The organism is Serratia surfactantfaciens (genome assembly GCF_001642805.2).
Taxonomy (GTDB): Bacteria; Pseudomonadota; Gammaproteobacteria; order Enterobacterales; family Enterobacteriaceae; genus Serratia; species Serratia surfactantfaciens.
Genome location: NZ_CP016948.1, coordinates 2,674,507 through 2,688,848, shown reverse-complemented (window position 1 = coordinate 2,688,848; position 14,342 = coordinate 2,674,507). Strand labels below are relative to the sequence as shown.

12 protein-coding genes and 1 tRNA gene are annotated in these 14,342 nt (G+C 63.5%); 10 read left to right on the top strand and 3 right to left on the bottom strand.

The window, feature by feature from the left end; translation table 11 throughout:
* Positions 1 to 18: 18 nt before the first annotated feature.
* Positions 19 to 852 carry an oxidoreductase gene (locus ATE40_RS12660; RefSeq protein WP_063919654.1) on the top strand — a complete coding sequence of 278 codons (834 nt, stop codon included), beginning with the start codon at positions 19 to 21 and terminating at the stop codon, positions 850 to 852.
* 96 nt (positions 853 to 948) lie between these two features.
* Here ATE40_RS12660 and ATE40_RS12655 read toward each other — a convergent pair.
* From ATE40_RS12655 to dpiA, 3 genes are all read right to left on the bottom strand, one after another.
* A tRNA-Asn gene (locus ATE40_RS12655) sits at positions 949 to 1,024 on the bottom strand.
* Positions 1,025 to 1,138: 114 nt separating this feature from the next.
* Positions 1,139 to 4,228, bottom strand: a complete 3,090-nt coding sequence (locus ATE40_RS12650) for a beta-galactosidase (RefSeq protein ID WP_063917885.1) — start codon at positions 4,226 to 4,228, stop codon at positions 1,139 to 1,141.
* A gap of 102 nt (positions 4,229 to 4,330) precedes the next feature.
* Positions 4,331 to 5,017, bottom strand: coding sequence for a two-component response regulator DpiA (dpiA, locus tag ATE40_RS12645; protein ID WP_004940807.1), 687 nt, complete (start codon positions 5,015 to 5,017; stop codon positions 4,331 to 4,333).
* A gap of 313 nt (positions 5,018 to 5,330) precedes the next feature.
* Between dpiA and citC the strand changes: the two genes are divergently transcribed.
* The 9 genes from citC (at position 5,331) to ATE40_RS12600 (ending at position 14,254) form a co-directional block, all read left to right on the top strand.
* Positions 5,331 to 6,401, top strand: a complete 1,071-nt coding sequence (citC, locus tag ATE40_RS12640) for a [citrate (pro-3S)-lyase] ligase (RefSeq protein WP_004940809.1) — start codon at positions 5,331 to 5,333, stop codon at positions 6,399 to 6,401.
* Positions 6,401 to 6,709, top strand: a complete 309-nt coding sequence (gene citD / locus ATE40_RS12635; protein ID WP_019452464.1) for a citrate lyase acyl carrier protein — start codon at positions 6,401 to 6,403, stop codon at positions 6,707 to 6,709. The genes citC and citD overlap by 1 nt, the downstream gene beginning before the upstream one ends.
* Complete coding sequence (gene citE, locus ATE40_RS12630) at positions 6,693 to 7,613, top strand: citrate (pro-3S)-lyase subunit beta (RefSeq protein ID WP_044030873.1); 921 nt, start codon at positions 6,693 to 6,695, stop codon at positions 7,611 to 7,613. Before citD ends, citE begins: the two co-directional genes overlap by 17 nt.
* Positions 7,613 to 9,118 carry a citrate lyase subunit alpha gene (gene citF, locus ATE40_RS12625; protein ID WP_004940815.1) on the top strand — a complete coding sequence of 502 codons (1,506 nt, stop codon included), beginning with the start codon at positions 7,613 to 7,615 and terminating at the stop codon, positions 9,116 to 9,118. The genes citE and citF overlap by 1 nt, the downstream gene beginning before the upstream one ends.
* Before the next feature lie 3 nt (positions 9,119 to 9,121).
* Complete coding sequence (gene citX, locus ATE40_RS12620; protein WP_019452467.1) at positions 9,122 to 9,670, top strand: citrate lyase holo-[acyl-carrier protein] synthase; 549 nt, start codon at positions 9,122 to 9,124, stop codon at positions 9,668 to 9,670.
* Entirely contained in the window at positions 9,651 to 10,535 is an 885-nt protein-coding gene (citG, locus tag ATE40_RS12615; protein WP_063917886.1) for a triphosphoribosyl-dephospho-CoA synthase CitG, read from the top strand. Before citX ends, citG begins: the two co-directional genes overlap by 20 nt.
* A gap of 25 nt (positions 10,536 to 10,560) precedes the next feature.
* Positions 10,561 to 12,024 (top strand): anion permease, encoded by a 1,464-nt coding sequence (locus ATE40_RS12610; protein WP_004940821.1) that lies wholly within the window; start codon positions 10,561 to 10,563, stop codon positions 12,022 to 12,024.
* A gap of 146 nt (positions 12,025 to 12,170) precedes the next feature.
* Complete coding sequence (gene agp / locus ATE40_RS12605) at positions 12,171 to 13,400, top strand: bifunctional glucose-1-phosphatase/inositol phosphatase (protein ID WP_019452469.1); 1,230 nt, start codon at positions 12,171 to 12,173, stop codon at positions 13,398 to 13,400.
* A 161-nt stretch (positions 13,401 to 13,561) separates the two neighbouring features.
* Positions 13,562 to 14,254, top strand: a complete 693-nt coding sequence (locus ATE40_RS12600; protein ID WP_084799155.1) for a 4'-phosphopantetheinyl transferase family protein — start codon at positions 13,562 to 13,564, stop codon at positions 14,252 to 14,254.
* Positions 14,255 to 14,342: the final 88 nt, after the last annotated feature.

Genomic DNA, 14,342 nt, shown 5'->3' with positions numbered 1-14,342 from the left:
TTCATGGGAGTTCTTTTTATGGCATCTGCAAAAACGATTTTAATTACCGGCGTCAGCAGTGGCTTTGGTCAGGCGCTGGCGCGGGAAGCCCTCGCCGTAGGGCATCGGGTTGTAGGGACGGTGCGCAACAGCGAAGCACTGCAGGCTTTCGCCGCGCTCGATACGCTGCGGGCTTTTGGCTATCTGCTTGATGTCACGGACGATGAACGTATTGATGAGGTGGTTGGAGAGATAGAGTCCGCCGTCGGTCCGATAGATGTGCTGGTGAACAATGCCGGTTACGGCCATGAAGGCATTCTGGAAGAATCCCCGCTTGCAGAGCTGCGCCGCCAGTTTAACGTCAATGTGTTTGGCGCGGTGGCGATGATCAAAGCCGTGCTGCCGGGCATGCGCCAGCGCCGTCGCGGTCACATTATCAATATCACCTCAATGGGCAGTTTCATTACCTTGCCCGGTATCAGCTATTACTGCGGCAGCAAATTTGCACTGGAAGGGATATCAGAAACCTTAAGTAAAGAGCTTGCCCCGTTCAACCTACACGTGACCGCAGTAGCGCCCGGCTCGTTTCGAACGGACTGGGCCGGGCGTTCAATGGTACGCAGCCCTCGCCGTCTCCCTGACTATGACGCGTTATTTGAACCTGTTCGTCAGGCGCGTCAGGAAAAAAGCGGCAAGCAACTCGGCGATCCCGTGAAGGCGGCTCACGCCATGCTGGCATTGATCGAGAGCCAGACCCCACCTACGCATCTGTTGTTAGGCAGTGACGCATTAAGTTTGGTGCGGCAAAAGCTCGAGGCGTTAGGTCAGGAAATTGAACAATGGGAGAAACTCACCCGTTCAACGGATGGCTGAACGGTGTCGGGTAGCGAGAGTGCAGGGGATAATTGAGTATAACCGCCCAACAGCAAAAAGCCCGCTCAGGTTTCCCTGGGCGGGCTTCTCTAAATATGGCTCCTCTGACTGGACTCGAACCAGTGACATACGGATTAACAGTCCGCCGTTCTACCGACTGAACTACAGAGGAATCGTGTGAACGGGGCGAATAATAGCGAGGCGCCGCAGGCATGTCAAAGGCGGATTACACATTCTGTGACTGTTTGCTTACAGAATGCGCAACCCGTTGAGTTTTTTGGCAGATTTAGCCCTCGATCGCCCGCTGCAGGCGCAGCTGATAGCGGTAAACGCCGGCGGTGAGCAGGTAATCCCGGTGCACGCTCGGGCTCCAGGAGTCGTCGCCGCCCACCCCCATGTGGAAGCCGTCCAGATGCAGCCAGGTGCCTGCTTCCGGCTGCAGCAGATGCTGGTGGCTGCAGGCCATCAGCTGTTGCAGGCCGTAGCGGCTGAGCGAGAAATGGAAGCGGCCGTCGATGCGCCAGCCGCCGTAGCGCAGGCTGCGGGTGTCGCAGCGCAGGCCGTTCTCGCCGGGGAAAATATACGGCGTGTGCAGATCCGCCAGCGGCAGGCGCCAGCGCCCATGCTGCGCGGCCAGGCGGCGATCCGGGTAGTTCTCGTGCGGGCCCAGGCCCAGCCACTCGGCGTGCGGCTGCACCGTCGCCAGTTGGCAGTGCAGGCCGATGCGCGCCGGCGGCGGCAGAGTATCGGCCACCTCGACCTCCACGTTCACGCTCACTGCGCCCAGCGCATCGAACAGCCATTGTTTGCGGCTGATCAGCAGAATCTGCCCGTCCACGCCGAACTGGTGTTCGCTCACCACCTGCACGCCGTTTTGCAGCGCATCGGCCTGCAGCCGCGAGCAGCGCTCCTCCAGCCGGTACAGGCCCGCCAGCTTCCAACGTTCGACCCAGGCGTTGGGATCGATATGGTCCGCCTCGCTGACGCCGATGTCGTTGTCGATCGGCGCGCGCGCAAAGCCGTCGCGCAGCGGCGTCAGCAGCTGCGGCTGTTCGTTTTGCCACCACTGCGTCAGGTGGCCGCTGCTGCGATCGAAGCGCCAGCGCTGGTCGCCGTGGGTGAGGGTCAGCCCCTGATCGTCTTCAATCAGCGTTGGCGGCACGCCCTGTGCGGGCGGCGGCGCGGGATGCAGCGCACGCGGCACCCGCCACTGATCCCAGGCGCAGCGGTGGTGAGCTTCAGACCAGTCGGTGGCCTTCGGTTGCACCACCTCCACGTTCAGCCACAGCTCGCCTGGCTGATGCAACATCGGCAGCCGGTCGAGCAAGATGAAGCTAGCACTGCCCTGCGGCGCCAGCGCCAGATCGATGCTGCTGCTGGCGCGCTCCACGCCGTCCAGCTCCAGCCGCCAGTTGAGCTGTTCGTTGTCGGTGTGGCGGAACAGGTAATCGCTGGTGACGGTCAGCGTCAGCGAGGCGGCGTCGAAGGCGAAGCGGAACAGCTGCTGCGCCCGCTGCGCTTCGAACAGCGCCGGGTGCGGGGTGCGATCCGCGAACACCAGCCCGTTCAGGCAGAACTGGCGATCGTTGGGGGTATCGCCGAAGTCGCCGCCGTAGGCCCAGTACTCTTCGCCTTGGGCGTCGCGCCTGATCTGCGCCTGATCGACCCAGTCCCAGACAAAGCCGCCCTGCAGGCGCGGATAGTGGTGGAACGCGCGCCAGTAGCGCTCAAAGCCGCCGAAGCTGTTGCCCATCGCATGGGCGTATTCACACAGGATCAGCGGCCGCTGTTCCTCCGGCAGACCGATCCACTTGCCGATTGCCCATTTGGGCACCGCCGGGAACGGCTGATCCTGATCCACCCGCGCATACATCGGGCAGATGATGTCGGTGGCGGCGGTGTCGGCGCCGCCGCCTTCATATTGCACCGGGCGGGTCGGATCCTGGCTTTTCACCCAGCGGTACAGCGCGTCGTGGTTCACGCCGTGGCCGGACTCGTTGCCCAGCGACCAGATAATGATGCAAGGGTGGTTGCGATCGCGCTGCACCATGCGGGTGACGCGCTCGCTCATCGCCGGCAGCCACAGCGGATCGTCAGCCAGCCGGTTCATCGGCTGCATGCCGTGGGTCTCGATATTGGCTTCGTCCACCACGTACAGCCCGTAGCGGTCGCAAAGCCGATACCACAGCGGGTGGTTGGGATAATGCGAGCAGCGCACCGCGTTGAAGTTGTGCTGCTTCATCAGCAGGATGTCGTGGCGCATCGTCGCTTCGTCCATCACCTGGCCGTGGCGCGGATGATGCTCGTGGCGGTTAACGCCGCGGATCAGCAGCGGTTGCCCGTTAAGCTTCAACAGCCCGCCGTTGATTTCCACCTGGCGGAAGCCGACGTCATAGGCTTCCACTTCGATAATCTCCCCCTCGGGGGAGAGCAGGGCGACGGTGGCGCGATACAGCGCGGGCGTTTCGGCGCTCCACAGCGCGGGGCGCTCCACCGGCAGGCGCAGCGTGACGCGGTCGTCATAGGCGCCGCGTTCGTCCACGATCTCGCCGCCGAGTGGCTGGGTGCGTTCGGCCACCTGGGCGCCGTCGCGCCACAGCTGCACCTGCACTTGCAGTGGGCCGGGCCGGTTGGCACGCGCCGTTACCACCAGTTCGCCGCGGGTAAAGCTGTCATGCAGCGGGGTGGTGAGGTGGATATCGCTCAGGTACGCGGCGGGTTTGTGCAGCAGGCTGACGTCGCGGAAGATGCCGCTCATGCGCCACATATCCTGATCTTCCAGGTAGCTGCCGTCGCACCAGCGCAGCACCATCACCGCCAGCCGGTTTTCACCCGGCTGCAGCCACGGGCTGAGATCGAACTCCGCCGGCAGGCGGCTGTCCTGCGAATAGCCGACCCAGTGGCCGTTGCACCATAAATAGAATGCCGAGTTTACGCCGTCGAAGATGATGCGCGTCTGGCCGGCGACCAGCCAGGCCGGATCGACGCTGAAGGTGCGCGAGTAGCAGCCGGTGGGGTTGTCTTCCGGCACGCGTGGCGGATCGACCGGGAATGGATAGCGCACGTTGGTGTAGATCGGCGCGTCGTAGCCGGCGAGCTGCCAGTTGCCCGGCACCGCCAGCGGGGCGGCGTCCGGCAGATCCTGCTGCAGCCAGCCTTCCGGTGCCGCCTGCGGGCACGGGAAATAGCTGAAGCGCCATTCGCCGTTCAGCGACTTGCGGCTGGCGCTGGGGGCATCGTCGCGCGCGTCCTCCACCGTGCGCCAGCTGGCGAACGGCGGGTGGGCGTCCAGCCGGCGGTAGTGGGTGCAGGCCGGGTTTTGCCAGTCACGGCGGGCGAGGATCTCGGTCAGGGAAGCAAGGGGCGCAGCAGGCATCGGCGATCGTCCAGTTGGCTAGGTGATGCTCACCAAGATGCTGACCGGCGCATAAAAAGTAAAGCGGTTACACGCAACCTTGCAAGGGCGATCAAATAACCGTTAATGCGGCTCGCCGGCGCGATAGATCCGCTGTGGGCGGCCCACCTTGCCGTAAATGATCTCGGCGCGCAGCTGCTGCGCGGCGGTGCAAAATTCCAGATAACGGCGCGCGGTGGTGCGGCTGAGCCCCATTTTTTGCGCAACGCTTTCAGCGGTGTGGCGCGCGGCGGGTTCGGCGAACAGCGCGCGGATCTTACCCAGCGTCAGCTCGTCGATGCCGGCGGGCAGCGCCGCCTGCTGTTCGCCGCGGGCGTAGGTGTTGAACATCTCGTCAATGCGGCGTTGGTTGAGGCGCGCCTTGTCCTTCAGCGCTTCGCGGCGTTGGCTGAAGCGCTGAAGGGTCTGGCTCAGCCGGTCATAGGCCAGCGGTTTGATCAGGTAGTCGAACACGCCGTAACGCAAAGCCTCGGCCACGGTGGCCATGTCGCTGGCGGCGGTGATGAACACGATGCCGCCGCGATAGCCGCTCAGCGTCAGTTCGCGCAGCAGGGTGATGCCCTGGCCGTCGGGCAGAAAGTTGTCCAGCAGGATCAGGTCCGGCTTGAAGCGTTCGGTCATGGCGCGGGCCTGCGCCAGCGTACCGGCCAGCCAAATCTGGCGGCAGCCGCCGTTCTGGCGGATAAACTCCGCATGCATCTCCGCCAGCGGCGTTTCGTCTTCAACGATCAGGATGTTCAGCCATTCCATAATGAAACCTACTATTGCAATCAAGATGCTAAATGAATGTAAGTAAATTGCGGCGTCAAATAAAGATTATCTCAATAATAAACACCATAAGATTAATTAAGCAAATAAAGAACATTAAATAACTTATTAACCGGGGACGGTTTGTGAAATAGGTCAATAATCCGCGTTTTTTTTCTGTTTACCATTGGTTTATCGAGTGCGATGTCGTGTTTATCTTCATGGTTTTTAAGGTTTTAATTAACCTTGTCAATGTTAATTAAAAAGCCTTTTTGTATTTAACTTGTTGTTTGTTAGTTAACCCAGAGAGCGTGTTATGTTAGGCGATGCCGTATTTAATCGGGTAAAGCGATCGGATCATAAAGCGATTTCGGAAATAAGCGCCTTCTTGCGCAGTAACGATCTGAATATCGACACTACGGTTGAAATATTTATTACCGTTACCCAGCACGACAAATTGGTCGCCTGCGGCGGCATCGCCGACAATATTATCAAATGCGTCGCCATCAGTCCGCTGATGCGCGGCGAAGGGTTGGCGCTGGCGCTGGCGACCGAGCTGGTGAACCTGGCCTACGAGCGGCACCATACCCAGCTGTTTATCTACACCAAGGTGCAGAACGAGCCGCTGTTCCGCCAGTGCGGTTTCTACCCGATCGCCACCGTGCCGGGCATCGTGGTGCTGATGGAAAACAGCCCGTGCCGCCTGAAGCGCTATGCCGCCCAACTGGCGAGCCAGCGCCGGCCGGGCGACACCATCGGCAGCATCGTGATGAACGCCAACCCCTTCACCCGCGGGCATCAGTATCTGGTGCGTCAGGCGGCCAAGCGCTGCGACTGGCTGCACCTGTTTCTGGTGAAGGAAAACACCTCGCGCTTCAGCTATGAAGACCGGCGCCGGCTGGTGCTGGCCGGCACCGCCGATATCCCCAACCTCACGGTACACGAAGGCTCGCAGTACGTGATCTCGCGCGCCACCTTCCCCTGTTACTTCATCAAGGACCAGGGCGTGGCCGACGACTGTTACACCGAAATCGATCTGAAGATCTTCCGCCAGTATCTGGCACCCGCGCTGGGCATTACCCACCGCTTCGTCGGCAACGAGCCGTTCTGTGCGGTGACCGCGAAATACAACCGCGACATGCGCTACTGGCTGGAAACGCCGGCGCTGCCCAGCCCGCCGATCGCGCTGGTGGAAATCGAGCGTTTGCAATATCAGGGCACGGCGATCTCCGCCTCCTGGGTGCGCAAGCTGCTGGCGGCGGGGGACTTCCACGCCGCCGCGCCGCTGGTGCCGCCGGACACCCTGTACTACCTGCAGGATCTGCAAACGCAGCGCCGGGCCAAGGCGGCCCCGCATCCTTTTGAGTCCGCACAATCAGGTGAATGATGAAAATTATCCGAGAAGCAATGGCCGGCACGCTGGAATCCAGCGATGTCATGGTGCGCATCGCGCCCGCCGAGGGACCGCAGCACGATCTGCTGATCGCCAGCAGCGTGGAAAAACAGTTCGGCGCGGCTATCCGCCACACCTTGCTGGAAGTGCTGCAGCGTTATGAGGTGGAGCCGGTGCAGGTGATCGTTGACGACAAAGGCGCGCTGGACTGCGTGCTGCGCGCCCGGCTGGAAACCGCGCTGATGCGCGCCTGCGAGGGCGGCCAACTGCCGTGGGAGGCGAAAGATGAAAACGCTGAATAAAACCCGGCTGCGCCGCAGCATGCTGTTCGTTCCCGGCGCCAACGCGGCGATGGTCAGCAACGCCTTTATCTACCAGGCCGACGCGCTGATGTTCGATCTGGAAGACTCGGTAATCCTGCGTGAAAAAGACGCGGCGCGCCGGCTGGTGTACCACGCGTTGCAGCACCCGCTGTACCAGGAGGTGGAAACCATCGTGCGCGTCAATGCGCTCGACTCCGCCTACGGCCTGGCGGACCTGCAGGCGGTGGTGCGCGGCGGCGCAGACATCGTGCGTCTGCCTAAGACCGACAGCGCGCAGGACGTTATCGACATGGAGCGCGAGATTGCCGCCATCGAAGCGGCCTGCGGCCGGCCGGTCGGCAGCACCGGGCTGTTGGCGGCGATCGAATCGGCGCAGGGCATCACCAACGCGGTGGCGATCGCGCACGCTTCGCCGCGTCTTATCGGCATCGCGCTGGGGGCGGAAGACTATGTACGCAACCTGCGCACCGAACGCTCGCCGGAAGGCATCGAGCTGCTGTTCGCCCGTTGCTCGCTGCTGCAGGCGGCGCGCGCCGCCGGCATTCAGGCGTTCGACACCGTCTACTCCGACGCCAATAACGAGGCCGGTTTCCTGCAGGAGGCGGCGCTGATCAAACAGCTCGGCTTCGACGGCAAATCGCTGATCAACCCGCGCCAGATTGAGCTGCTGCACAACCTGTACGCACCGACCGCCAAAGAGGTGGCGCACGCGCAGCGGGTGGTGGACGCCGCCGAAGCGGCGGAGCGGGAAGGACGCGGCGTGGTGTCGCTCAACGGAAAAATGGTCGACAGCCCGGTGATTGAACGCGCCCGGCTGGTGCTGGAGCGCGCCGCGCTGTCCGGCTTACGGGAAGAACCGGCTCAGCACGGGGAGGAAGCATGATGAACCGCCAACAACGATTGATGACCTTCGCCAACCCGGCGGATCTGCCGGGCTATCAGGACGTCTCCAAGGCCAATCTGCAGGCGCGCAAACCGCGCGATCTCAAGTTGTGCGATTCCTTGCAAGAGGCGGTGCGCCGCAGCGGATTGCAGGACGGCATGACCATCTCTTTCCACCATGCGTTTCGCGGCGGCGATTTGACCCTCAACCAGGTGATGGAGACGCTGGCGGCGATGGGGTTCCGCAACCTGACGCTGGCCTCCAGTTCGCTGACCGATTGCCACGCGCCGTTGGTTGAACACATTCGCCACGGCGTGGTGAGCCGCATTTACACTTCCGGGTTGCGTGGCCCGCTGGCGGACGCCGTTTCACGCGGGCTGCTGGCGGAGCCGGTGCAAATTCATTCGCACGGCGGCCGGGTCAACCTGATCGAATCCGGCGAGCTGAAGATAGACGTGGCCTTCCTCGGCGTGCCGGCCTGCGATGAGTTCGGCAACGCCAACGGCTACAGCGGTGAAGCCTGCTGCGGCTCGCTCGGCTATGCGCGGGTGGACGCCGAGGCGGCGGGCACCGTGGTGCTGTTGACCGAGCAACTGGTGCCGTATCCGCATCATCCCGCCAGCCTGGCGCAGGATCGGGTGGACCTGATCGTGCAGCTGGAGCGGGTGGGGGACGCCGACAAGATCGGCGCCGACGCCACGCGCATGACCTCGAACCCGCGTGAGCTGCTGATCGCCCGCCGCGCCGCCGAGGTGATCGCCGGCTCCGGCTACTTCACCGAAGGCTTCTCGCTGCAAACCGGCACCGGCGGTGCCTCGTTGGCGGTGACCCGGTTCCTGGAGGACAAGATGCGCGCCCGCGGCATTCGCGCCGCGTTCGCCCTCGGCGGCATCACCTCGACCATGGTGGATCTGCACGAGAAAGGGCTAATCGGCAAGCTGCTGGACGTGCAGAGCTTCGATCGGGCGGCGGCGACCTCGCTGGCGCGCAACCCGCGCCATATCGAAATCAGCGCCAACCAGTACGCCAACTTCAGCTCCAAGGGGGCGTCGGTCGATCGGCTCGACGTGGTGGTGCTGAGCGCGCTCGAGATCGATACCGGCTTCAACGTTAACGTGCTGACCGGCTCCGACGGCGTGCTGCGCGGCGCGTCCGGCGGCCACTGCGACACCGCCGCCGCCGCGCGGCTGGCGATCATCGTCGCGCCGCTGGTGCGTGGGCGCATTCCGACGCTGGTGGAGCAGGTGACCACCTGCGTCACGCCGGGCTCCAGCATCGACATTCTGGTGACCGACCACGGCATCGCCGTCAACCCGGCGCGGCCGGAGCTGGCGCAGCGCCTGCGGGAGGCTGGGCTCGAGGTGGTGAGCATCGACTGGCTGCGCGCCCGCGCGCTGCAGCTGACCGGCGAACCGCAGCCGATCGCCTTTACCGACAAGGTGGTGGCGGTGGTGCGTTACCGCGACGGCTCGGTGATCGACGTGGTGCATCAGGTGGCGGAGTAATCGATGGCCGCCGTCGATCCCCAACTGGCCGCCGAACGCGCGGTCAGCCTGCCGGAGCTGCTCACCAGCCGCGAATGCCGCCAGGCGCGCCAGCAGGCGTGGCTGGCGCAGCACCAGTGCACGCTGCTGGTGCTGACGCTGGTGGTGCCCGGCCCGGTGAAGGACAGCGCGCTGACGCGCGGCATCTTCAACCTGGGGTGGGCGGCGCTGCTGCGGCTGTGCGCCGAACAGGGCTGGCCCAGCCCGCAGGCCGAAGCGCTGGCGCTCTCCACCGGCTGCGAAGGGTTTGTCGCGCTACGCGCCGATGCCCAGCGGGTGAAGGACTGCGCCATGCAGCTGGAGGTGAGCCGCCCGATCGGCCGGCTGTGGGACATCGACGTGCTGGATACGCAGGGGCGCATTTTGTCGCGCCGCGATATCGGCCTGCCGGAACGGCGCTGTTTGCTGTGCGGCCAACCGGCCAAGATCTGCGCCCGCCAGCGGCGGCATAGCAGCGAGCAACTGCTGCATGAAATGGAAAGGATGTTCAACGATGCGATCTCTGCCGATTAATCTGCCCGCCCGCCGTGCCGAACCGGCCTGCGACTTCGCCCGCGCCGCCTTTCGCGCGCTGCTGGTGGAAGTCAACCTCACGCCCAAACCGGGGCTGGTGGATCGCCATAACACCGGCGCCCACCGCGACATGGATCTCGGGCATTTTTACCGCAGCGCCCGCGCCATCGGCGTGTGGCTGCCGCGCTTTATCCAACGCGGGCGCGAAGACGCGGCTCTGCCGGCAGAGCAGCAGCTGGCGCGGCTGCGGCCGCTGGGCCTGGCCTGCGAAAACCAGATGTTTCGCGCCACCGGCGGCATTAACACCCACAAAGGCAGCGTGTTCTCGCTCGGGTTGCTGTGCGCCGCCTTCGGCCGCCTGCAGCAGCAGGGGCGCGCCATCGGCGCAGCGGCGCTGTGCGCCGAAACGGCGGCGATGTGTCGGGGGCTGGTGGACCGCGAGCTGCGACGCAACAACGCCGGGCAGACCGCCGGTCAGAGGCTGTTCGCTGCCTACGGCCTCAGCGGCGCGCGCGGCGAGGCGGAAGCCGGTTTTCGGCTGGTGCTGGACGGCGCGCTGCCGCTGTATCGGCAACGGTTGGCCGCTGACGGCGACGAACAGCGGGCGCTGCTGGACAGTCTGCTGTGGCTGATGGCCCACAACGGTGACACCAACGTCGCCTCGCGCGGCGGCATGCTCGGACTGCGCTGGCTACGGCGCCAGGCGGCGTTGCTGCTGGCGCAGGGCGGCTCGGCCGGGGAGGTTGGCCTGGCGCGCCTGCGGCGCTTCGATGCCGACTGCATTGCCCGCAACCTCAGTCCCGGCGGCAGCGCCGACTTGTTGATAGTGACCTGGCTGCTGGCGCAGCTGGGTGCCCAAGAATAATAACCAAGCCTTCAGGAGAGTCCCCATGTCCCAAACCCAGGAAAAGATCTGGAAAGCGATAGCGCCGCTGGCGGTGCTCGCGATCCTGTTATTGATACCGGTGCCCGACGGCATGCCGCCGCAGGCGTGGCACTACTTCGCCATCTTCGTGGCGATGATCGTCGGCATGATTCTGGAGCCGATCCCGGCCACCGCCATCAGCTTTATCGCCGTGACCGTCAGCGTGCTCAGCGCCAACTGGGTGCTGTTCGGCGCGCAGGAACTGGCGGAGCCGGGCTTCAAGGCCGGTAAAGAGGCGCTGAAATGGGGGCTGGCGGGCTTCTCCAGCACCACCGTCTGGCTGGTGTTCGGCGCCTTTATCTTCGCGCTGGGCTACGAGGCCACCGGGCTGGGGCGGCGCATCGCACTGTTCCTGGTGAAGTTCATGGGCAAGCGCACGCTGACGCTGGGCTATGCGGTGGTGATCATCGATATCCTGCTGGCGCCGTTCACGCCGTCCAACACTGCGCGCACCGGCGGCACCGTGTTCCCGGTGGTGAAAAACCTGCCGCCGCTGTTCGACTCTTTCCCTAACGATCCCTCCTCGCGCCGCATCGGTGGTTACCTGATGTGGATGATGGTGGTCGGTACCAGCATCAGCTCCTCGATGTTCGTCACTGGCGCTGCGCCGAACGTGCTGGGCATCGAGTTCGTCGGCAAGATCGCCGGGGTGCACATCAGCTGGATGCAGTGGTTCCTGGCGTTCCTGCCGGTCGGTCTGCTGTTGCTGATCATCGCGCCGCTGATTTCCTATTACCTGTACAAACCGGGCGTGACCCACAGCAGCGAAGTGGCCGCCTGGGCGGATACCGCGCTGGGGGAAATGGGCAAGCTGACGCGCAAGGAATACACCCTGATCGGCCTGGTGCTGCTCAGCCTGTGCCTGTGGGTATTCGGCGGCAAAATGCTGGACGCCACCGCGGTGTGTCTGCTGGCGGTGTCGCTGATGCTGGCACTGCACGTGGTGTCGTGGAAAGAGATCACCAAATATTCCAGCGCCTGGAACACGCTGGTTAACCTGGCGACGCTGGTGGTGATGGCCAACGGCCTGACGCGCTCCGGCTTTATCGACTGGTTCGCCCAGACCATGAGCACCCATCTGGACGGCTTCTCGCCGAACATGACGGTGGTGGCGCTGGTGCTGGTGTTCTACTTCGCCCACTATCTGTTCGCCAGCCTATCGGCGCATACCGCCACCATGCTGCCGGTGATCCTGGCGGTCGGTAAAGGGCTGCCGGGCGTGCCGATGGAGCAGCTGTCGATGCTGCTGGTGCTGTCGATCGGCATCATGGGCGTGCTGACGCCGTACGCCACCGGGCCGGGGGTCATCATCTATGGCTGCGGCTACGTGAAATCGAAAGACTACTGGCGCCTGGGCGGCATTCTCGGCGTGGTGTACATCGCCGCGCTGCTGCTGATCGGCTGGCCGATCATGAGCCTGTGGTACTGAGTTGAAGCACAGCGGCCGCCGCCCGGTGGCCGCTGGTACGATCTTTTCCCGTGAACCCTGTCACACACTTGTCACACTAACCTCGCCATCATACTCAGGCAAACGCTAACACCTTAAAAATAATCATTTTCCGGGAGCCTCTGCGGATGAGAAAAAAAACGTTATTGCTGTGCCTGCCTTTGTTATTCACCGGGAACGCGCTGGCGGAAGCCGGCGGTTATCAACTGGAACAGGTGCTGGTGATGAGCCGCCATAACCTGCGTGCGCCGCTGGCCAATAACGGCAGCGTGCTGGCGCAGTCTACGCCGAAGGCCTGGCCGGCCTGGGAAACGCCGGGCGGCCAGCTGACCACCAAGGGCGGGGTGCTGGAAGTGTACATGGGGCACTACTTCAATGCCTGGCTGAAGCAGACCGGCCTGTTGCCGCAAGAGGGCTGCCCGACCGCCGGCAGCGTGTATGTCTACGCCAACAGCCTGCAGCGCACGGTGGCCACCGCGCAGTTCTTCAGCAACGGCGCGTTCCCGGGCTGCGACGTCAGCGTGCACCATCAGGACAAGATGGGTGAGATGGATCCGACCTTCAACCCGATCATCACCGACACTAGCGAAGCCTTCAACCAGCAGGCGCTGGCGGCGATGAACGCCGCGCTGGGATCGCTGAAGCTGGACGCCTCTTACCAACAGCTGGCGAAGATCATCGATTACAAGGATTCCGCCGCCTGCAAGACCGACAAACACTGCGATCTGACCAAAGAAGCCAGCGTGATGAGCGCGGTGCCGGGCAAAGAGCCGGGCGTCTCCGGCCCGCTGCGGGTGGGCAACTCGCTGGTGGACGCCTTTATGTTGCAGTACTACGAAGGTTTCCCGATGAAAGAGGTGGCCTGGGGCAAAATCGCCACCCCGCATCAGTGGAAACAGCTGGCGCAGCTGAAAGACGGCTATCAGGATTCGCTGTTCACCTCGCCGGTGGTGGCGCAAAACGTCGCCAAACCGCTGCTGACCTATATCAACAACGCGCTGCTCGGCGAGCGCAAACCGGACGCGCCGAAGCTGACGGTGCTGGTCGGCCACGACTCCAATATCGCTTCGCTGCTGTCGGCCATGCAGTTCCAGCCGTATCAGCTGCCGCAGCAGTATGAGAAAACGCCGATCGGCGGCAAGCTGGTGTTCCAACGCTGGCGCGACGCGCAGAACGACCGTGAATTGCTGAAGATCGAGTACGTCTATCAGTCCACCGAACAGCTGCGCAAGGCGACGCCGCTGACGCTGCAAACCCCGCCGCAGCGCGTAACGCTGGCGCTGAAAGGTTGCCCGATCGACAAGGACGGTTTCTGCGCCTGGAGCGATTTCGAAAAGACCATGAAGGGCATCCTGTAATGCCCAGCCTCTCTCCCGGTTGCGGGGGAGAGGCCTCTTCCCATCCCGGCTAACGCGCCGCCGTGCCGGCCTTAACGCCATTTATTTTGCCCAGAGTCATTGTTGCAGGCCGTTTCGGGGGCTAACATCATCAGCCTGCCTGCTTATCATGGATACTGCCGTTGCCCACTTTTATCCGCAATATCAACTTTTTCACGCCGGACGGTTATCCGGGCCAGGTGGCGCGCTGCCAGTTTGCGCTGGCGGAATATCGCGACGACAGCTTTTCTGCATTGGGCTTTACGCTGCCGGATCATCTGGCGCGCGCGGTGCCGAAGCGCCGTGCGGAGTATCTGGCCGGACGCGTTCTGGCGCGGCAGCTGTTGGCGCCGTTCGGTTTCGCCGATTTCACTCTGGCGCGCGGCGAAGATCGCGCGCCGCAGTGGCCGGCTGGCATCGCCGGTGCGCTGAGCCATAATTCGAATACCGCGCTGTGCGCCGTGCACCGCGAGAGCGGGCTGGGCGGCGTTGGGCTGGATGTGGAGACGCTGCTGTCTGACGAGCGGGCGGAGGAGCTGTGGGGGGCGATCGTTTCGCCGACGGAGCGCGAGGCGTTGCTGCGCGAGGCGCTGCCGTTCAACGCGCTGCTGACGCTGACGTTTTCCGCCAAAGAGAGCCTGTTCAAGACGCTTTATCCGCAGGTGCGCTGTTACTTTGACTTTCTTGATGCGCGCATGACGGCCGTGGACGTGCAGCGGCAGACGTTCGTATTAGAGCTGCTTAAGACATTGACGCCGCATTGCCCCGCCGGGCGCCGGTTCAGCGGGCGTTTTTGGCGTGAAGGTGACGACGTCACGACCTTTATTTTTTGCTAAAACACAATAATAACAGTGTGTTATTTATTTCTGTGCCGTAACGCGGATTTGCCGCGGCGCGCCGAAAGATTCATTCACCGGTGATTGA